The organism is Agromyces sp. GXQ0307, from assembly GCF_044769845.1.
GTDB lineage: Bacteria > Actinomycetota > Actinomycetes > Actinomycetales > Microbacteriaceae > Agromyces.
On the sequence record NZ_JBIZVY010000002.1, the window covers coordinates 156,391 to 175,474 of the forward strand.

The following is a 19,084-nucleotide window of genomic DNA, read 5'->3' on the forward strand; positions in this document are numbered from 1 at the left end:
GCCCCCTCGACGGCGCGGCGGATCGTATATCCGCAGGGAGGGACCGACACGCGGGTCGCGGGCGCGCGGCCCGACGCCGATCAGTGGAAGAAGTGCCGCTCGCCCGTGAAGTACATGGTCACGCCCGCGGCCTTCGCGGCGGCGACGACCTCCTCGTCGCGCACCGATCCGCCCGGCTGCACGACCGCGCGTACGCCCGCGTCCAGGAGGATCTGCAGCCCGTCGGCGAACGGGAAGAAGGCGTCGGATGCCGCGACCGATCCGGCCGCGCGATCGCCGGCGCGCTCGACGGCGAGCCTGCAGGAATCGACGCGGTTGACCTGTCCCATGCCGACGCCGACCGAGGCGCCGCCGGAGGCGAGCAGGATCGCGTTCGACTTCACGGCGCGGCACGCGCGCCATGCGAACTCGAGGTCGGCGAGCGTCGCCTCGTCGGCGGGCTCGCCGGCGGCGAGCGTCCACGCGGCGGCCGGCGCGAACGACCGGTCGGCCTGCTGCAGCAGCAGCCCGCCGGAGACCTGCCGGATCTCGGTGACCGGCGGGGTGAAACCGTCGGGCAGCTCGAGCAGGCGGAGGTTCTTCTTCTGCGTGAGCACCTCGACGGCGTCGGGCTCGAAGCCAGGCGCGACGAGCACCTCGGTGAAGATGCCCGAGACGGTCTCCGCCATCTCGCGCGTGACGGTGCGGTTCGCGGCGATCACGCCGCCGAAGGCCGACACGGGGTCGCACTCGTGCGCGCGGCGGTGGGCGTCGGCGATCGGGTCGGCCGCACCGGATGCCGCGACGGCGATGCCGCACGGGTTGGCGTGCTTGATGATCGCCACGGCCGGCGCGTCGAAGTCGTAGGCCGCCCGCACCGCGGCATCCGCGTCGACGTAGTTGTTGTACGACATCTCCTTGCCGTGCAGCTGCCTCGCCTGGGCGATGCCCGGGCGGCCGCCGACGGCGGAGTAGCGTGCGGCCCTCTGGTGCGAGTTCTCGCCGTAGCGGAGGTCGGCGTCCTTGGTCCACGCCGCCCCGACCCATGCGGGGAACGGCGACTCGTCGGCGGCCTGGTCGGGCGCGACGACGCTGCCGATCCACGAGGCCACGGCGATATCGTAGGTCGCGGTGTGGCGGAACGCCTCGCGCGCGAGGTCGCGACGCTGGGCGAGCGTGGTGCCGCCGTCGCGCACGGCCGAGACGACCTCGTCGTAGCGGTCGGGCGAGACGACGACGGCGACGTTGGCGTGGTTCTTGGCCGATGCGCGCACCATCGCGGGCCCGCCGATGTCGATCTGCTCGACGATCTCGTCGGCCTCGGCGCCGGAGGCGACGGTCTCGACGAACGGGTAGAGGTTCACGACGACGAGCTCGTAGGGCGCGATGGCGAGCTGTGCGAGCTCGCGCTCGTGGTGCTCGAGCCGCAGATCGGCGAGGAGGCCCGAGTGCACCGCGGGGTGCAGCGTCCGCACGCGCCCGTCGAGGTGCTCGGGGTAGCCCGTCACGTCGGCGACCTGCGTGACCGGGAGCCCCGCGCCGGCGATGGCCTTCGAGGTGCCGCCGGTCGACACGATCTCGACGCCGGCCTCGACGAGCGCCGATGCGAGCTCGACGAGCCCGGACTTGTCGCTCACGGCGATGAGCGCGCGCCTCACAGGCACGAGGTCGCGTTCGCGGTAGAGGCTCGGGTCGATGCGTGCTCCGCTCATGATCGGGCGAGCTCCTTCAGGTCGAGGTGCGAGTTGGCGATGTCGATGACGGCCTGGATGAGCAGGCGACGCTCGACGGGCTTGATGCGGTCGTGGAGCGTCGACTCGGTGTCGCCCGGCAGCACCGGGATTCGCTCCTGCGCGATGACCGGTCCGCCGTCGACCGAATTGTCGACGACGATGAGGCTCGCGCCGGTCTCGGTGACGCCCGCCGCGAGCGCGTCGCGCACGCCGTGCGCGCCGGGGAACTCGGGCAGGTACGCGGGATGCGTGTTGATGAGGAACGGGCTGAACGCGTCGACGACGGCGGGTGGCACGAGTCGCATGAGCCCGGAGAGGATGACGAGGTCGGCGCCCCACGCGCGGACCTGCGCGATGAGCGCGTCGCCCCACTCCTCGCGCGAGTCGTAGACCGTGAACGGCACCGTGAAGGCCGGGATCCCGAACTCCTCGCCGAGCGCCAGCCCCTCGCAGTCGCGGTCGGCGCCGATGGCGACGACCCTCGCGGGGAACTCGGCGTCCTCCGACGCCTCGAGCAGCGCACGGAGGTTCGAACCCGTGCCCGAGATCAGCACGACGAGCTTCAGCACCCTACGAGGGTACCCGCCGCGCAGACGAGCGGATGACACGGGGCCGCCCGCGCAGCCGCGCACACGACGTGCGCGGCCGGCCCGAGACGACACGAGCGGATGCCTCGGCTCGCGCCGGGACATCCGCTCGTCGTCGTCGGAGGGCGGACTATCGGCCGGTGACCTCCGAGGTGGCGATGACGAGCTCGTCCTCGTCGGGCACGAGCACCTCGGTCTCCTCGTTCAGCGCCTCGCCGCGGAAGAACGGATTCGACGCCGGAAGGGCCGCCCACACGAGCATGAGCACCACGCCGAGCGCGAGCGATCCGACGCCCACCACGAAGACGCCGCCGACGCCGAACAGCACCGTGTAGCCGTAGTCGGGGTCGAGCATGTCGACCACGGAGAAGACGAACGCCGCCGACAGCAGCACGGCGCCGATGAACGGCAGGATGCCGCGGAACCACAGGTTGCGGGCGCTGTCGCGGAGCGTCTTCCGGAAGTACCAGACGCACGCGAATCCGGTGATCGCGTAGTAGAACGCGATGGCGAGGCCGAGCGAGAGGATCGTGTCCTGCATGAGGTTGTCGCTGATGAGCGACATCCCGACGAAGAACAGGATGGCGACCGCGCCCATGAGCAGCGTCGAGAACGACGGGGTCTTGAAGCGCGGGTGCACGCTCGCGAACTTCTCCGGGAGGGCCTTGTAGACGGCCATCGCGAGCGTGCCGCGCGCGGTGGGCAGGATCGTGGTCTGCGTCGAGGAGACCGCGGAGATCATGACGGCGATGACGAGCAGCCACGACCAGGGACCGAACACCGCGTCCTTCAGGGCGAAGAAGACGTCGTCGGCGTTGGCCTCGTTGCCGAGTCCGAAGCCCTCGCTGCCGAGGCCCGCGTAGGCCATCGCGGCGACGGTGACGCCGACGTACGTGACGAGCAGGATGACGGTCGTGAGCACGGCGGCGCGACCGGGCGTGCGCTTGGGGTCCTTCGTCTCCTCGTTGAGCGCGAGGCACGTGTCCCAGCCCCAGTAGATGAAGAGCGCGAGCAGGATCGACTCGACGAACGCGGAGAAGTCCGTGAACCCGAACGGGTTGAACCACTCGAGCGTCGGGAGGGTCGCGGTGGCGGGTGCGGTGCCGGTCGCGAACTGCACGACGACGAGCACGACGAACGCGATGAGTGCGACGTACTGGATGGCGAGCAGCACGTTCTGCAGGCGCTCGCCGATCTCGAGGCCGCGCCAGCTGATCCAAGTCATCGCGGCGATGAAGACGACGCCGGTGGCGGTCACGACCACGGGGTTCTCGGCGAGCGAGGCGTCGATGAGCATCCAGAAGTAGATGCCGCCGATCTGGGCGAGGTTGGCGAGTACGACGACGCCCGCGACGGCGACGCCCCAGCCGCCCATCCAGCCGATCCACGGACCGAACGCCTTGGTGCCCCACGTGAACGTGGTGCCGCAGTCGGGGATCTCGCGGTTCAGCTCGCGGTAGGCGAAGGCGATGAGGAGCATCGGCGCGAACGCGATGATGAACGCGATGGGGGCCTGTGCACCGACGGCGAGCACGACCCAGCCGAGCGTCGCGGCGAGCGAGTAGACGGGCGCCGTGGAGGCGAGGCCGATGACCGTCGAGCCCCAGAGGCCGAGGGTTCCGGTGGCGAGGCCCTTGCCGTCGTGGCCGGTGGCGGGCCCGGGTGCGGGGGCGGATGAAGGCCGCGGTCGGGCAGCGGTCTCGGTCATGTGACTCCTCATCGAGTGCGGTTCGGGTATGTCGGCGGGCAGCCGCCGGGGGCGCGCGGCAGCGCGGCAGGGGATCCGGGGGCTTGTTGTCCGTGAGGATAACACGCGGCGAAGGCGCGTCGAAATCGCCGCTCAGCGGCCGTGGCTCCCGCGCGTCAGGCCGTCGAGTTCGACCGTCTCGGCCTCGTCCGCCGGTGTGCGCTCGGCGTTCGCCGCGTCGGGCGAGCGCCCGGCCGGCACCTCGCCGGGCTCCTCGGCCGACGCACCGGCGCGGTCGTCACGCCACCAGGGCCGACGCGCCGTGTCGTCGGGGTCGCCGGCGCCGCGCGACCGGGCGCGCGCTGCGAACGCGCCCGCGATCGCCCCGACACCGACGCTCGCCGCGGTGACGCCGGCGACGAGGAGCGGGTCGGGGCCGACGTCGATGAGGTTCCCGGGCCCGACCGCTCCACCAGCACCCCACGCGAGCGCGCCCATGAGGAGCCCCGCGACCACGCCGGCACCCCCGCCGACCGAGAGCGTCGCCCACCACGGCTCGCGGTCGCGTTCGCGCTTGCCGCGGCCGACGAGCACCGCGCCGCCGAAGCCGAGGAGCACCGGGAGGGCCAGCCAGAGCACGCCGAGCGGCGCCCCGTCCGGCGGCAGCGCGCCCAGGATCGGCAGGCCGGGGACCGGCCCGATCAGGGTCACGCTCGGCGAGACGATCGTGCCGGCGCCGATCGCGAAACCGGGTCCGAGCATCCACGAGCCCGCCCAGACGACGAGGTTCGGCAGCAGCGCCAGTTCGACGAGCGTGATCGCGATGCCGCCGTCGACGCCCGCGCCGAGCGTCTGCGAGAGCCCGATGATCGTCGGATGGTCGATGACGATGCGCACCGCGAGCATCGCCGCCGCCACGCCGAGCACACCGACCGCCGACCCGACCCCGATCCGGATCGCCGAGCGGATCCCCGCCCAGGCCACGAACGGAAGCGTGTCGAGCCGATCGCGCACGGCGCTCGTCGCGGCATCCGTCGCCCAGCCCGACCGGCCGAACGCGACCGCGACGCCCGCGAGCACTCCGCCGCCCATTACCAGGCTCGGCAGCACCGCCGCCTGCCAGAGCACGGGCTGCGCGATCGGATGGGCGACGAGCACGGCGAGCGCCGCCCCGAGCAGGGCCGTCACGAGCACGGCGGAGACGGCGCCGACGATCGGCGTGCCGGTCGCAGTCGCGCGGCGGCCGATGCGCAGGCCGAAGAGGAACGTCAGCGCTGCGAAGCCGAGCAGCGCGATGCCGACGGTGAACGGCTCGTCCGCGCCCGCGACGCCGACCGTCGCCGCGGTCGCGGGGTCGAGCTGCACGACGACGTCGACCCCGTGGCCGAGGAGCCAGATGTCCGCCGAGGCCCGGAGGAAGACCTCGATCGGGGCGGCGAGGCCGAAGTGCACCGCCCAGAGCAGCATGAGCGGCACCAACGCGAGGCCGAGGCCGACGAGGACCGCGACCGTGGCCTCCAGAGCGGCCAGCAGGGCGATCGTCGTGCGTCTCATCGCACGCGAGCCTAACCCGGGCTCGGCCGGGCGTCGTGCACGACGTGCGGTCCCGAGGCGAGCGGATGCCGCGCCGGCGCGTCAGCCGGCGGAGGTCGATGCCGTCAGGGGCTCGCCAGTGGTGGCGTCCCGTCGTCCGGCTCCGACGCGGATGCCGGTGGAGCCGCTGCGGCGACCGCGGGCTCGGGACGCCGCAGGAGCTCGACGAGGAGCACCGCGAGCAGCGCGACCACGACGGTCCACAGCACGGTCGAGACCTCGAGCGGCCGCGAGAACCACAGCACCAGCGACGCGATGACCGCGATCGCCGCGTACGCCGCGACGCGCCAGCGGTGGAGGCCGACCCCGAAGCGCCCCGTCGTGATGCCGTGGTCGCCCGCGCTGCGGCGCACCGCGCCGAACGTCTCGTCGGCGAAGCCCCGGACCCGACGTGCCGAGGACCACGGCCCGGACAGCCAGGCGATGATCGCCAGGGCGATCGCGAGCACGGCGAGCGCGGTGAGCGTGGAGACCATGAGCTCCGTGAGCCCCGTGAAGATCGACTCGGCCGCGCCCTTCGGCATGATCGACGGACTCACCGTGCCGACGAAGAACAGCCGGCCCGTGCCGAAGCCGGCCAGGGTCAGGAGCATCACGAGCGCGAACCCGCCGGCGGTCCAGGCGAGCGCGACGCTCCGTCGCTTCGCGACGACCACGCCGGCGATGAGGAGGAGGAGGGCGATGAGCGGCAGCCAGGTGCCGACGGCGACGGCGAGCGCGTAGATCGTCTGCACGAGCACGAGCGAGTCGGCCTGCGCGACCTGCACGCTGCGGTCGACGACGGGGATCGCGGAGGCGAAGCCGACCCCCTGTTCGCTCAGGCGTTCCTTGACCGCCTCGATGATCGGGCCGAGCTGCACCGAGAGCGTGCCGTCGCCACCGATCTCGAGCATGGCCTCGGGATCCCCCTGCAGCGCGGCGACCATCTGCGTGTGGCTCGTACGGAGCGCCGCATCCCAGACGTTCGCGAACGCCTCCGACTCGATCACGCGATCGACCGTCGACGAGAGCAGCGAGCTGAGTCCCTGCGCCGCGGGCGCCTCGAGGAGCGACAGGGCGTCCTCCGCGCGGGGCGGGAGGTCGAGCGCCTTGATGCCGTCGAACAGGTCGGAGGTGAGCGACGGGATGTCGACCTGCTCCTCGATCGCGGTCGTGACCTGGTCGGCGAGGAAGTCCTGGACCTCGGGGTCCTCGGCCAGTGGCCCGAACGTCGCGACGAAGCGGTCGGTGTCGACGAGTTCGGCGCGGGCCCACGCGGTGATCACCGCGATCGGCGCGAGGAGGAGCCCGACGACCACGAGCACGACCGCGGCGACGGTCCGCCCGCGTCGGCGCTTCGGGCGTTCCGGCGAGACGGATGCCGCGGCCGCGACATCCGCCGACAGATCGCGGGTCTCCGCGGCATCGGCGCGCAGTCGCGCGTTCTCGGCCTCGAGCTCGGCGATCCGAGCGCGCAGGTCGTCGTCGGGATTCGTCGAATCGGTCATCTGCGCACCACTCCCCCGGTCGGCCACGATGCCGACGATATCGAGCGGTCGAGCCCCGGGGAAGACGATGGTCCCGTGACACGCCGCTGCGCGGCATCCGTCGTCAGTGCACGATCGCCTTCAGCAGGATCAGGGCGATGCCGAACGCGGCCGTGCCGAGCGCACCGGTGAACTGCATGACGAGGCTCGCGCCGCGTCTGCGGAACGCGATGAAGCCGAGCACGGCGAGCACGCCGACGCCGACCCAGAGCGCCGTCCAGATCGCGACCGGGTCGGGGATGGCGCGGGTCGCGCCGAGCAGCAGGATCGCCGACGGAATGAGCGCGGCGACGAGCATGCCGAACGAGCGGCGGAGCGCGATGCGGAACGCGTCCCCGAGCCCGATCATCCGCCCGTCGTCGAAGCCGTGGTGCGCGACGGTGCCCGCGTAGACGTGCGCCGCCCAGAAGACGAGCACCGTGATCACGACCGTCCAGAAGACCCGCCACGAGCTGTCGCCGTGCCCGCCCGAGACGACGATCATGCCCGAGACGAGGATGACGCCGTACACCGACTCCTCGGTGACGAAGCTCGTGCGGATGATGTGCGCGGCGCTCGGCGGCGCATCGGACGCACGCGATGACTCGCTCATGCTTTCCACTGTGCCATGCACGCCCGACGCGTGCCCCGATCTGGGGTATTGAGGGTCCCTCACTTCCTCTTCCCGCGCCAGCCGTCGGGGAGTACCGTGCGGAATGGCGTAAAGACCACTACGGCGCGACGCACGCCCGGCACGACCTACCCACGTGCCAGACGCGCCGAAGACGAACCACCCGAGATTCGCCCGCTCGCCCGCAGGGGAACGTCCGGCCCGCCCGGACCGGATGAACTGCGACACCGGAGGCGACGATGCCATCCACAACCCGAGTTCGTGCCCGAACGCCCGAGGAACGGGAGACGTTCCGACGGCGATGTCTCCGGATCGCCGCGGCGGCCGGCCTCGCCGGCCTTGTCGGCACGGCGTTCCTCGCCGGACCGGCGATCGCCGCGGGTCCGTTGAGCCTGGCGGGCAGCGAGTTCGAGATCGAAGCCGACGCGAACCTCGTCGTCGATGCAGCCTCTCCTCCTTCGCTCGACTGGGCGAACGTGAACGAGACCCGCAAGGACGACCTGGCGACGGGCGCCACGGATGACTCATTCACCCAGGGCACCAAGGAGGACACCGCGGTGCCCGTGCCGGAGTTCGGGAGCATCCCGAACAACAAGAGCGACCTCAAGACGTTCGGCGTCTACCGCGAGCAGACGGGGTCGAAGGACTTCATCCATCTCTACTGGACGCGCGTCCAGGAGCCCAACGGCACGACGAACATGGACTTCGAGTTCAACCAGTCGATGGCCGATTCGGGAAACGGGGTCACGCCACAGCGCACCGAGGGCGACCTGCTCATCCAGTACGACCTCTCGCGAGGCGGCACCAGCCCGGTGCTCTGGGTGGCATTCTGGCTGACCGACACCGACTTCAACCCGCCGTACGATTCCGCCACGGTCGCGACGAGCGATTGCACGGCGAGCAACGCGTTCCCCTGCTGGGGTCTGCGGACGAACCTGACGACCGCGGGCCTCGCGACCGGTGCCATCAACTCCACCGCGATCACCGAGCCGAACAGCGCCGGACTCGGCGCACTCTCGGCCCGCACCTTCGGCGAGGCGTCGATCGACTTCACTCAGCTGCTCGGCACCGAGGGATGCACGTCGTTCGGCAGCGCCTACCTGAAGAGCCGGTCCTCCGACTCGTTCACCGCGGCGCTGAAGGACTACATCGCTCCCGTGCCGGTGAACATCACCAACTGCGCATCGGTGATCATCCGCAAGCAGACGGATCCCGACGGCGCAACCGCGTCGTTCGGCTACACGAAGTCCTTCGACACGTCACCGAGCACGTCGAACACCTTCAGCCTCATGGATGACGGCGTCCAGACCTTCAACAACGTGTTCTTCGGCACCGGCCTGACCGTCGCCGAGGACTCGCTGCCGAGCGGCTGGAAGTTCGACAGCGTCGACTGCAGCGCGAGCACCGGCGTCACCCCGAACATCAGCGGGGCGACCGTCACGTTCGACCTCGACAGCGCCTCGGACGTGCTCGACTGCACGTACTACAACGAGACCGGTGGGACGGTCATCATCCGGAAGTCGACCGATCCGAGTCCTGACCCGAGCGGCTCGTCGTTCGGCTTCTCGACCGATCTCGATCGGCTCTCGGGAGCGAACGATCCCTCGCCGTCGCTGAAGGACGGGGAGAACGCGACCTACGACGACGTCCTGCTCGGAACCGGGTACACCATCACCGAGGACACCCTGCCCACGGGCTGGGATCTCGAGTCGATCAACTGCGACGCGAGCTCGGGCGTGACCCCGAACATCGATCTCGCGACCGGCACGGTCACGTTCGACATCGACGACGCGAGCGACGTGCTCGACTGCACCTACGGCAACCAGACCGGTGGCCAGGTCATCATCCGCAAGGTGACGCAGCCGAGCCCCGACGGCACCGACTCGTCGTTCGGCTACACGACCGCACTGTCCACGCTGGGCGGCGAGACCGATCCGTCCTTCTCCCTGAAGAACGGTGAGAGCAAGTCGTACGACGACGTGCTGTTCGGAACCGGCCTGACGGTGACCGAGGGCACGCTCCCGACCGGGTGGGAACTGGTCGACCTCGACTGCAGCGCGAGCAGCGGTGTCACGCCGTCCATCCTGGGTGCGACCGTGACCTTCGCGATCGATGACGCGGACGACATCCTGGACTGCACGTACACCAACCGTGCGTCCGGATCGATCGTCATCGAGAAGATCACCGACAGCGGCAGCGGTGCGTTCGAGTTCACCTCGACGACACTCTCGCCGTCGCCCTTCACGTTGACGACGACCGCCGCCGGCGCCGCCGGCAAGGACTCGCGGACGTTCTCGGACCTCGACCCCGGCACGTACGACGTCACTGAGACGGTTCCGGACTACTGGAACCTGATCAGCGCGACGTGCGACGACGGGTCGGATCCCGCCTCGATCGGGCTGAGCCCGGGTGAGACCGTGACGTGCACGTTCCACGACGACCGCCAGGTCGGCTCGATCAAGATCGTCAAGGACCGCAAGCACGCGGCCGACGGGCTCGGTGAGAACCATCCGCATGAGGACGTGGACTTCGTCATCACCGGTGGCGAGCTCGATCTCGCAGGCGTGACGGTCACTACCGACGCGAACGGCGTGGCCTGCTACACGGGCCTCGTCGTGAGCGGCCTGGTCGGCAACTACACGGTCGCGGAGCAGCTCCCGGCCGGCTACGTGATGGAGGTCCCGGGCACGCAGACGGCGAACGTCGCCGAGGCGTCGGCCGACGACTGCTCCGACACGAACGCCGGAGCCGTGAAGGAGTTCACCAACATCCCGTTGACGAACATCACGGTGAGCGTCGACTCGCAGGTGGACGGCGGCACGTACTCGAGCATCGAGTGCGACGTGGCCGGCTCCGACTCGGTCGCCATCGGCGATGCGGAGGACGACCCGAGCATCACGATCAACGACCTCGAGCCGAGGACCGTGGTGTGCACCATCGTCATCGACCCGTGAGCTGAGGAGGCATCTCGCAACTGAACCCGAGGGTCCCGCCGGCAGCGTCGGCGGGACCCTCGCCCGTCCCCCGTTCTGGGGTGCTGAGCATTTCTCATTTCCGGTTCCAGCCCGGTGCGGGTGCGAGTAACGTGCCGAATGGCGTGAGAGACCCCTACGGCGCGATGCACGCCCGGTGAAGCACCTACCCACCTCGTCGGACGCGCCGTTGCGGACCGCCCGAGTCCGCCCACCGCCCGCAGAGGCCGTCCGGTCCGACCGGACCGGGCGAACCTGCGACACCGGAGGCGATGATGCCCCACACAACCCGAATCCGCACGTCAGAAGAGCGCCTCGCGTTCCGACGGCGAGGTCTTCGCGGCGCCGGCGTGGTCGGGATGGCCGCGCTGATCGGTTCCGCGCTCATGGCGGGACCTGCGTCAGCAGACGCTCCACCGCCCAGCCTGCCGGGCAGCGACTTCGAGATCGACACCGACGCCAACCTGAAGGTCGACATCGCCGGCAACCTGGATTGGGTGAACGTCGCCGAAGTCCGCCAGACCGATGCACCATCCGGAACCGGCGACGACTCGTTCGGCCAGGGTTCCAAGGAGGACACGCTCGTGCCCTCGCCGGTGAGCGGATCGATTCCACCGAACAAGTCCGACCTGAAGAACTTCGGGCTCTACCTCGAGGAGACTACGGGCGACGACTTCCTGCACATGTTCTGGCACCGCGTCCAGGACCCGACCGGCACGACGAACATGGACTTCGAGTTCAACCAGTCCCAGGTGGACTCGGGCAATGGCGTCACGCCGCAACGGACCGCGGGCGACCTGCTGATCCAGTACGACCTCGCGAACGGCGGCACCATCCCCGAGTTGTACCTGTCGACGTGGGTCGCGAGCGGGCCGAAGTCGCAGTGCGAGGCCGCCAACAGCACGCCGTGCTGGGGTATCCGGGACAACCTCTCCGCAGACAACGACGCGACCGGATCGATCAACACGAGCGCGATCCCGAGCGCCGACGCCGACGGGCTCGGCGACATCTCGCCGCGCACCTTCGGCGAGGCGACGGTCAACTTCTCGGAGATCGTGGGTGACGGATGCGTCGCCTTCGGCAGCGCGTACCTGAAGAGCCGGTCCTCCGATTCTTTCACCGCCGCGATGAAGGACTACATCGCCCCGGTGCCGACGGGCATCAACAACTGCGGTGCATTGGTGATCGAGAAGACCGCCAAGCACGCGGCATCCGGCCCCGGCGACCACCCGCAGGAGGGCGTGACCTTCACCGTGAGCGGCAACGGTCTGACGGAGAACATCGTCGAGATGACCGATGCCGACGGCGAGATCTGCATCGAGGGTCTGGACCAGGGTGACTACGCGGTCACCGAGACCGTTCCCACCGGATACGTCTCGGCCGATTCGGAGCAGACCGGCACCGTCGTTGCCGACACCGACTGCGACACCGCGACACCCGTCACCTTCTCGAACACGCCGTTGACCGACCTCACGGTCAGCGTCGATTCGCAGATCGACGGCGGCACGTTCTCGAGCATCGAGTGCGATGTCGACGGATCCGACTCGGTCTCGCTGCTCGACGAGATGGACGACCCGAGCATCACGATCGAGGACCTCGAGCCCAGGACCGTGGTCTGCACCATCGTCATCGACCCGTGACCCGAGGAGGTCGAGTCACACCGTGAGAACGCGGAGGACCCCGCCGGCATCGCCGACGGGGTCCTCCCCTGCGAACCGCGGGCCGTGCGAGCAACGCGCCGGCCGCGGCATCCGCTGTCTTACGCGCCGAGCGCCTCGTACACCTCGCGCAGCAGGCGGGCGGTCTCGGACGGCGTCTTGCCGACCTTCACGCCGGCGGCCTCGAGGGCCTCCTTCTTCGCCTGCGCGGTGCCGGCCGAGCCCGACACGATGGCACCCGCGTGGCCCATGGTCTTGCCCTCGGGCGCGGTGAAGCCCGCGACGTAGCCGACGACGGGCTTCGTCACGTTCGCCTTGATGAAGTCGGCCGCGCGCTCCTCGGCGTCACCGCCGATCTCGCCGATCATCACGATCGCCTTCGTCTCGGGGTCGGCCTCGAACGCGGCGAGCGCGTCGATGTGCGTGGTGCCGATGATCGGGTCGCCGCCGATGCCGATCGCGGTCGAGAAGCCGAGGTCGCGCAGCTCGTACATCATCTGGTACGTGAGCGTGCCCGACTTCGAGACGAGACCGATCGGGCCCTTGCCGGTGATGTTCGCCGGGGTGATGCCGACGAGCGACTCACCGGGGCTGATGATGCCGGGGCAGTTCGGGCCGATGATGCGGGTCTTGCCGCCCTGCTCCTTGGCGTAGGCCCAGAACTCGGCGGAGTCCTGCACGGGCACGCCCTCGGTGATGATGACGAGCAGCGGGATCTCGGCGTCGATGGCCTCGATGACGGCGTCCTTGGTGAAGGCCGGCGGCACGAAGGCGATCGAGACGTCCGCACCCGTGGCCTCGATGGCCTCGCTGACCGACGCGAAGACGGGCAGCTCGACGTCGTTGCCGTCCTTGTCCGTGTGGAGCACCGTGGTGCCGGCCTTGCGGGCGTTCACGCCGCCCACGACCTGCGTGCCGGCCGCGAGCATGCGTGCCGTGTGCTTCGAGCCCTCGCCGCCGGTGATGCCCTGGACGATGACCTTGTTGTCCTTGTTCAGGAAGATCGTCATTGCAGTGATCCTGTCCTTCTGCGCTTACGCGGCGTTCGCCAGCTCGGCGGCCTTGTCGGCGCCCTGGTCCATGTTGTCGGCGAGGGTGACGAGCGGGTGCGCCGCCTCCTCGAGGATGCGGCGGCCCTCGGCCACGTTGTTGCCGTCGAGGCGCACGACGAGCGGCTTGTTCGCCTCGTGGCCGAGCTCGGCGAGCGCGCCCACGATGCCCTTGGCGACCTGGTCGCACGCGGTGATGCCGCCGAAGACGTTCACGAAGACCGACTTCACCTGCGGGTCGCCGAGGATGATCGAGAGGCCGTTGGCCATGACCTCGGCCGACGCACCGCCGCCGATGTCGAGGAAGTTCGCGGGCTTCACGCCGCCGTGGTTCTCGCCTGCGTAGGCGACGACGTCGAGCGTCGACATGACGAGGCCTGCGCCGTTGCCGATGATGCCGACCTCGCCGTCGAGCTTGACGTAGTTGAGGTCGAGCTGCTTGGCCTTGGCCTCGAGCGGGTCGGCCGCGGCCTTGTCTTCGAGGAGGGCGTGCCCGGCGTGACGGAACTCGGCGTTCTCGTCGAGCGTGACCTTGCCGTCCAGGGCGATGACGTTCCCGTCCTCGTCGAGGATGAGCGGGTTCACCTCGACAAGCGTCGCGTCCTCACCCGTGTAGACGTCGTACAGCTTGACGAAGACGTCGGCGACCTTGTCGACCAGCTCGGCCGGGAAGTTCGCAGCCTCGGCGATCTCACGCGCCTTCTCGGGGCTGATGCCCGTACCCGGGTCGACCTCGATGCGGGCGAGCGCTTCGGGCTTCTCGACGGCGAGCTGCTCGATCTCCATGCCGCCCTCGACGCTCGTGAGCGAGAGGTAGGAGCGGTTGGCGCGGTCGAGGAGCACGGAGAAGTAGAACTCCTGCGCGATCTTCGCACCCGCGGCGACCATGACGCGCTTGACGACGTGGCCCTTGATGTCGAGGCCGAGGATCGCCTTCGCGGCCTCCTCCGCCTCGTCGGCGTTCTTGGCGACCTTGACGCCGCCCGCCTTGCCGCGGCCGCCGGTCTTCACCTGCGCCTTGACGACGACGACGCCGCCGAGCTTCTCGGCTGCGGCTCGCACGTCTTCGGGGGTGTCGGCGACGATGCCCGGGAGCACCGGCACTCCGTACTTCTCGAAGAGGTCTCTGGCCTGGTACTCGTAAAGATCCACGCTCTGCTTCCTATCGTTCCGCGCGGGTTGCGCGCAGGGATGGGTGGGTGAGAGGCCCGGCTGTGGAGAGTCTCGACGTCAAGATACCTCGATGTCGAGATAGTCGAGCCGCGACCATGGTACTCCGTCGCCGACGGGCCGCCGAACGCACGGTCGACCGCTCAGGTGAGCCTCACCATGCTGGCGGGCGGTCCGCCGCTTTGCGAGACTGCCGACATGACGGATGCCACGGCCGAACCGGTGCACCGCACCGACCCCCACGACGGGAAGGTGCACGAGAAGCTCAACTGGCTGCGCGCCGCCGTGCTCGGCGCGAACGACGGCATCGTCTCCGTCGCCGCGCTCGTGGTCGGCGTGGCCGCAGCGACGACGGATGTCGCCGCCATCCTGATCGCGGGCGTCGCCTCGGTGATCGCGGGCGCGATCTCGATGGGCCTCGGCGAGTACGTGTCGGTCTCGAGCCAGCGCGACACCGAGCACGCGCTCATCGCGAAGGAGAGGGCCGAGCTCGAGACCATGCCCGAACAGGAGCTCGCGGAGCTCGCCGAGATCTACCGGGGCAAGGGCCTGACCCCCGAGACGGCCGAACTCGTCGCACGCGAACTGACCGAGCACGACGCACTCGCCGCGCACCTCGAGGCCGAGCTCCACATCTCCGAGGTCGACGTCGTGAACCCGTGGCACGCGGCGTGGGCGTCCGCGGCGTCCTTCCTCGTCGGGGCGGTGCTGCCGATGCTCGCGATCCTCCTACCTCCGCCCGAGTGGCGCGTCGCGACCACGTTCGTCGCGGTCATCGTCGCCCTCGCGATCACCGGATGGCTGTCGGCGTGGATCGGCGGCGCCCCCCGCCTGCGGGCGGTGACCCGTGTCGTGGTCGGCGGCGCGCTCGCGCTCGCGGTCACCTGGGCCATCGGTTCCCTGCTCGGCGGGGCGGTCTAGCGCAGTCACGTGACGGCGAAGCGAGACGCCGAGGCGCGCATCGGGATCTCCGGATGGCGCTACCCGGGCTGGCGCGGCGCCTTCTACCCGACCGGCCTGCGGCAGGCCGACGAACTCGCGTATGCCGCGGCGCGCATGACCTCGATCGAGCTCAACGGCTCGTTCTACTCCCTGCAGCGGCCCGCGAGCTGGGCGCGCTGGCGCGACGGGACGCCCGACGGCTTCGTGTTCGCGGTCAAGGGCCCCCGGTTCGTGACCCACGTCAAGCGCCTTCGCGACGTCGACGCCCCCCTCGCCAACTTCTTCGCCTCCGGCGTCCTCGACCTCGGTGCGAAGCTCGGCCCCCTGCTCTGGCAGCTGCCGCCGACCCTCGCATTCGACCCCGGACTGCTCGACACGTTCCTCGGGCGGCTTCCGAGATCGAGGGCGGATGCCGCGGCCCTCGCCGCCGGACATGACGAGCGCATGGAGGGCCGCTCCTCGTTCTCGGCCGGCGCCGACGCGCCGCTCCGTCACGCGGTCGAGGTGCGCCATCCGTCGTTCGAGGCGCAGGCCGAGGCGTGGGGCTCCCTGCTCGCACGGCACGGCGCCGCATCCGTCACCGCGGACACCGCCGGGACGTACCCGCGCCTCGACCTGACGACGGCGGAGTTCGCGTACGCGCGCCTGCACGGGGAGGAGGAGCTGTACGCCTCCGGGTACGACGACGCCGCGCTCGACCGCTGGGCGACGTGGGCGCGGGCGCACCTCGACGCCGGACGCGACGCCTACCTCTACTTCGACAACGACATCAAGGTGCGGGCGCCGTTCGACGCGATGGCGCTCATCGACCGGCTGCCTCGACCACGGGCGCTCGGGCCCGCGGCATCCGCCTGAGCGCGCCCCGTCGGCGCCGGGCTCAGGCGACCGGCGCCCTCCGCGGCCACCCCGGGGTCGCGAGCAGCGTGCCGTCGCGCAGCACCCCGAGCACGTCGATGTCGAACCGTTCCGCGAGATCGTCGAGCGCCGCGCGCCCGCCGGCGACGATCGCGGTGGCGAGCACGTCGGCCGTCACGAGGTCGGCGGCGGCGACGCTCACCTGCACGAACGGCGACGGTCCGGCGCCGGGCACGGTCCAGATGTGGTCTCCGCGCTCGGCGCTCCCGGAGGTCGCGACCGCGCGGCGGCGCACGCCGTCGAGGTCGATGCCGGCGAGGAGCGCCCATCGGTCGGAGGGCTCGACGATCGCGACGTTCAACGGGCTGTCGGCCGCGGTCAGGATGTCGCCGCCGGCATCGATCGCCCATCCGGAGCGTCGGGTCAGGTCGAGCGCCTCCCCCGCCTCCTCGACGGCGAGTGCCTTGACGACGCCGTTGAGGTCGATGAGCCCGTCACCGCGGTGCGGGGTGAACCGCCCGTCGGTCGCGTCCCGCCAGTGCAGGGCGAGGGCGTACGCATCGCGCACCTCCGCGCCGGCGTCGAGCAGGGCGAGTTCGCCGCGTCCGATCCGGCTGAGTTCCGACGCCGGGTCGAACAGGCTGCATCGCGACTCCCAGCGGGCGAACACCCCGGCCACGATCGAGAGCGCATCGTGGCCGGTCGCGGTTCCGGCATCCGGTACCGCATCCGCCCTCACGCTCACGACCGTGCCCATCGCGGCGAACGCGTTCGGCGGCAGGACGAGCGCGCCCACGTCAGAACCCCGCCTGGTCGAGCGCCGACTGGAGCGACCGCAGGTACGCCTGGCTCGTGTACGTGGCGCCGCCGATCATCGAGACGTTCGCCGTCTGCGCCCGCAGCACCTCGTCTCGGAGCAGGGGCGCCGCGCGGTTGCTGATCTGGATCGACCGACCGTCGCTGTCGGTGAGCTGGAGTGCGGTGACGTCGGAGATGGTCCCGTTCGAGATGGTCACCCGGACCTGCACGTCGCCGAACCGGGTCCCGACCGCGGTACCGGTCCAGGTCCCGTCCGTGGCACCGGCTGCGGTATCGGATGCCGCGGACCCGGCCGACGCGGACGAGGAACCGGACGACCCGGTCGACCCGGTCGCCGTGTCCGGCCCCGAGGCATCCGTGGTCGCCGTCAGCGAGGTCGTCGCGACGTTCCCGATCTGGAGTCCGCCGAGGATGGCCGCGGCCGAGGCCGCGGAGGCCAGGAGCATCGCACGTCGTCTCACCAGTCGAACCTCTCGTGATGGATCTGCTCGTCGGAGAGCCCCGCAGAGCGGGCCTCGGAGATGACGCCGTCGGCCCAGCCCCGCGGGCCGCAGACGTAGAGGTCGCTGTCGGCGACCGCCGGCACGAGCGCGACGAGGTCGAGCCCCTGCCGCTCGGCCGATGCCGTCAACCAGCCGCGACCGCGGGATCCCGGGATCGTGATGAGCGTGGCACCGCGTCGATGGCAGAGGTCGCGAACCTCGTCGAGCAGCCACCCCTCGGCCGGGCCCTGGGTGCGGAGCACCACGGTCGCCTCGCCGGGCCGGAACGTCGCCGACTCGAGCAGCGACCGGGTCGGGGTGACGCCGATGCCGGCGGCGACGAGGGTCAGCCGCCGCCGGCTGCGGGACGCCTCGCTGAAGATGCCGTACGGCCCTTCGAGCGCCACCTTCGTGCCGGGGCGGATGCCGGTCAGGCTCGCCGACCCGTCGCCGAGGGCGCGGACCGTGATTCGGAGCCGGTCGCCGCGAGGCGCGGCCGACAGCGAGTACGGATGCGCCTGCCACCACTGGCCCGCCGTCAGGAAGCGCCAGATGAAGAACTGCCCGCCCGTGGCGCGGAGCGCGGCGAGGCGGCGACCGCGCATCGTCACCGAGACGACGCCGTCGGCCGGGTCGCCGACCGGATCGATGCGCTCGACCTCGAGCCCGTGCCGCAGGGTCGTGACGAGCGGCGCGACCACCCGGTACGCGACGATCGCGACCAGCGTGCCGAACGCGATGACCAGCCAGTAGGCCCACTGCCAGGTCCCGACGACGAACAGGCCGCCGACGCTGAACTGGTGCGGCAGCGCTGCGAGCACGGCCCCGTAGACGAGGAGGTGGACGACGTGCCATACCTCGTAGCGGAGCTTCCGACGCACGGCGACGAGGGAGCTCACCACGACCGCGAGGAACAGCGCGAATCCGAGGAGCGCGAGCGGCAGGTCGGGCAGGTTCCAGATCGCCACCGCCTCGGCCGCGAGGTCGACGCCGTCGGCGATCGCGTACCCGGCGAGCAGCAGCACGCCGTGCGCGACAAGCAGGTACAGCACCGGCTTGCCGAGCCTGCCGTGCAGCGACATGGCCGCGTCGTGCCCGACCGCCCGCTCGATGAACGGCACGCGGGCGGCGAGCAGGAGCATGACGAGCACCAGGTCGGTCGCCGCGAGGCCCGCGACGATGCCGAGCGACGTGATCGCCGAACCCGGGTCGCCGAAGCGGGTCGCACCGCCCTCGGCGAGGAACAGTGCGACGGCCACGGCGACGGAGGCCGCGGCCGACGCCTGCAGCACGTCGACGCGCCAGAGCCGGCGACCGGCGCGCGAGCGCGCTCCGTCGGCGACGGGGCGCACGGGTCGCTCGAGGTGTCGAGCGTCGTGGACGAGGAAGGCCATGCCCCGATGGTGCGCTCGCGGCCTATCG

At 70.8% G+C, this 19,084-nt stretch carries 15 protein-coding genes; 4 read left to right on the top strand and 11 right to left on the bottom strand.

Features of this window, described 5'->3' with window-relative positions; all coding sequences use genetic code 11:
* Positions 1–80: 80 nt before the first annotated feature.
* The 6 genes from purH to ACIQH8_RS06070 all read right to left on the bottom strand — a co-directional run bounded on the left by purH (position 81) and on the right by ACIQH8_RS06070 (position 7,697).
* Positions 81–1,691, bottom strand: coding sequence for a bifunctional phosphoribosylaminoimidazolecarboxamide formyltransferase/IMP cyclohydrolase (purH, locus tag ACIQH8_RS06045; RefSeq protein ID WP_400996049.1), 1,611 nt, complete (start codon positions 1,689–1,691; stop codon positions 81–83).
* Positions 1,688–2,281: a phosphoribosylglycinamide formyltransferase gene (gene purN, locus ACIQH8_RS06050; protein ID WP_400996051.1), complete on the bottom strand. Its 594-nt coding sequence runs from the start codon at positions 2,279–2,281 to the stop codon at positions 1,688–1,690. Before purN ends, purH begins: the two co-directional genes overlap by 4 nt.
* 148 nt (positions 2,282–2,429) lie before the next feature.
* The gene (locus ACIQH8_RS06055) at positions 2,430–4,007 is read right to left on the bottom strand and encodes an APC family permease (RefSeq protein WP_400996053.1); all 1,578 of its coding nucleotides are present in this window, start codon (positions 4,005–4,007) and stop codon (positions 2,430–2,432) included.
* 132 nt (positions 4,008–4,139) lie between these two features.
* The gene (locus tag ACIQH8_RS06060) at positions 4,140–5,540 is read right to left on the bottom strand and encodes a DUF6350 family protein (RefSeq protein ID WP_400996055.1); all 1,401 of its coding nucleotides are present in this window, start codon (positions 5,538–5,540) and stop codon (positions 4,140–4,142) included.
* Positions 5,541–5,644: 104 nt separating this feature from the next.
* A complete protein-coding gene (locus tag ACIQH8_RS06065; RefSeq protein WP_400996058.1) occupies positions 5,645–7,066 on the bottom strand; it encodes a hypothetical protein in 1,422 nt (473 codons plus the stop codon).
* A gap of 103 nt (positions 7,067–7,169) precedes the next feature.
* Positions 7,170–7,697 carry a hypothetical protein gene (locus tag ACIQH8_RS06070; protein WP_400996061.1) on the bottom strand — a complete coding sequence of 176 codons (528 nt, stop codon included), beginning with the start codon at positions 7,695–7,697 and terminating at the stop codon, positions 7,170–7,172.
* Positions 7,698–7,954: 257 nt separating this feature from the next.
* Between ACIQH8_RS06070 and ACIQH8_RS06075 the strand changes: the two genes are divergently transcribed.
* Both ACIQH8_RS06075 and ACIQH8_RS06080 read left to right on the top strand, forming a co-directional pair.
* A complete protein-coding gene (locus ACIQH8_RS06075) occupies positions 7,955–10,669 on the top strand; it encodes a hypothetical protein (protein WP_400996063.1) in 2,715 nt (904 codons plus the stop codon).
* Positions 10,670–11,046: 377 nt separating this feature from the next.
* A complete protein-coding gene (locus ACIQH8_RS06080; protein WP_400996065.1) occupies positions 11,047–12,327 on the top strand; it encodes a prealbumin-like fold domain-containing protein in 1,281 nt (426 codons plus the stop codon).
* A 119-nt stretch (positions 12,328–12,446) separates the two neighbouring features.
* Here the strand turns inward: ACIQH8_RS06080 and sucD are convergent, their stop codons facing one another.
* Together sucD and sucC are read right to left on the bottom strand one after the other, a co-directional pair.
* The gene (sucD, locus tag ACIQH8_RS06085; RefSeq protein ID WP_400996067.1) at positions 12,447–13,355 is read right to left on the bottom strand and encodes a succinate--CoA ligase subunit alpha; all 909 of its coding nucleotides are present in this window, start codon (positions 13,353–13,355) and stop codon (positions 12,447–12,449) included.
* Between the two features lie 24 nt (positions 13,356–13,379).
* Positions 13,380–14,546 (bottom strand): ADP-forming succinate--CoA ligase subunit beta, encoded by a 1,167-nt coding sequence (gene sucC / locus ACIQH8_RS06090; protein WP_400996069.1) that lies wholly within the window; start codon positions 14,544–14,546, stop codon positions 13,380–13,382.
* A 216-nt stretch (positions 14,547–14,762) separates the two neighbouring features.
* Between sucC and ACIQH8_RS06095 the strand changes: the two genes are divergently transcribed.
* Entirely contained in the window at positions 14,763–15,485 is a 723-nt protein-coding gene (locus tag ACIQH8_RS06095) for a VIT family protein (RefSeq protein ID WP_400996072.1), read from the top strand.
* A 9-nt stretch (positions 15,486–15,494) separates the two neighbouring features.
* Positions 15,495–16,361, top strand: a complete 867-nt coding sequence (locus tag ACIQH8_RS06100; RefSeq protein ID WP_400996074.1) for a DUF72 domain-containing protein — start codon at positions 15,495–15,497, stop codon at positions 16,359–16,361.
* 22 nt (positions 16,362–16,383) lie between these two features.
* Here the strand turns inward: ACIQH8_RS06100 and ACIQH8_RS06105 are convergent, their stop codons facing one another.
* Genes ACIQH8_RS06105 through ACIQH8_RS06115 form a run of 3 tightly spaced genes read right to left on the bottom strand, consistent with a single transcriptional unit; the run spans position 16,384 to position 19,056 of the window.
* The gene (locus ACIQH8_RS06105) at positions 16,384–17,157 is read right to left on the bottom strand and encodes an FAD:protein FMN transferase (protein ID WP_400996076.1); all 774 of its coding nucleotides are present in this window, start codon (positions 17,155–17,157) and stop codon (positions 16,384–16,386) included.
* 1 nt (position 17,158) lies between these two features.
* Entirely contained in the window at positions 17,159–17,641 is a 483-nt protein-coding gene (locus tag ACIQH8_RS06110; protein WP_400996079.1) for an FMN-binding protein, read from the bottom strand.
* Positions 17,638–19,056 carry a ferric reductase-like transmembrane domain-containing protein gene (locus tag ACIQH8_RS06115; RefSeq protein ID WP_400996081.1) on the bottom strand — a complete coding sequence of 473 codons (1,419 nt, stop codon included), beginning with the start codon at positions 19,054–19,056 and terminating at the stop codon, positions 17,638–17,640. Before ACIQH8_RS06115 ends, ACIQH8_RS06110 begins: the two co-directional genes overlap by 4 nt.
* Between the last annotated feature and the right edge of the window lie 28 nt (positions 19,057–19,084).

What these genes read in the sequence shown, in the direction of transcription:
- sucD (WP_400996067.1), bottom strand. Translation starts at nt 13,355, where the DNA reads ATGACGATCTTCCTGAACAAGGACAACAAGGTCATCGTCCAGGGCATC.
- ACIQH8_RS06115 (WP_400996081.1), bottom strand. Translation starts at nt 19,056, where the DNA reads ATGGCCTTCCTCGTCCACGACGCTCGACACCTCGAGCGACCCGTGCGC.
- ACIQH8_RS06055 (WP_400996053.1), bottom strand. Translation starts at nt 4,007, where the DNA reads ATGACCGAGACCGCTGCCCGACCGCGGCCTTCATCCGCCCCCGCACCC.
- ACIQH8_RS06070 (WP_400996061.1), bottom strand. Translation starts at nt 7,697, where the DNA reads ATGAGCGAGTCATCGCGTGCGTCCGATGCGCCGCCGAGCGCCGCGCAC.
- ACIQH8_RS06065 (WP_400996058.1), bottom strand. Translation starts at nt 7,066, where the DNA reads ATGACCGATTCGACGAATCCCGACGACGACCTGCGCGCTCGGATCGCC.
- purH (WP_400996049.1), bottom strand. Translation starts at nt 1,691, where the DNA reads ATGAGCGGAGCACGCATCGACCCGAGCCTCTACCGCGAACGCGACCTC.
- ACIQH8_RS06075 (WP_400996063.1), top strand. Translation starts at nt 7,955, where the DNA reads ATGCCATCCACAACCCGAGTTCGTGCCCGAACGCCCGAGGAACGGGAG.
- ACIQH8_RS06060 (WP_400996055.1), bottom strand. Translation starts at nt 5,540, where the DNA reads ATGAGACGCACGACGATCGCCCTGCTGGCCGCTCTGGAGGCCACGGTC.
- ACIQH8_RS06095 (WP_400996072.1), top strand. Translation starts at nt 14,763, where the DNA reads ATGACGGATGCCACGGCCGAACCGGTGCACCGCACCGACCCCCACGAC.
- ACIQH8_RS06080 (WP_400996065.1), top strand. Translation starts at nt 11,047, where the DNA reads ATGGCCGCGCTGATCGGTTCCGCGCTCATGGCGGGACCTGCGTCAGCA.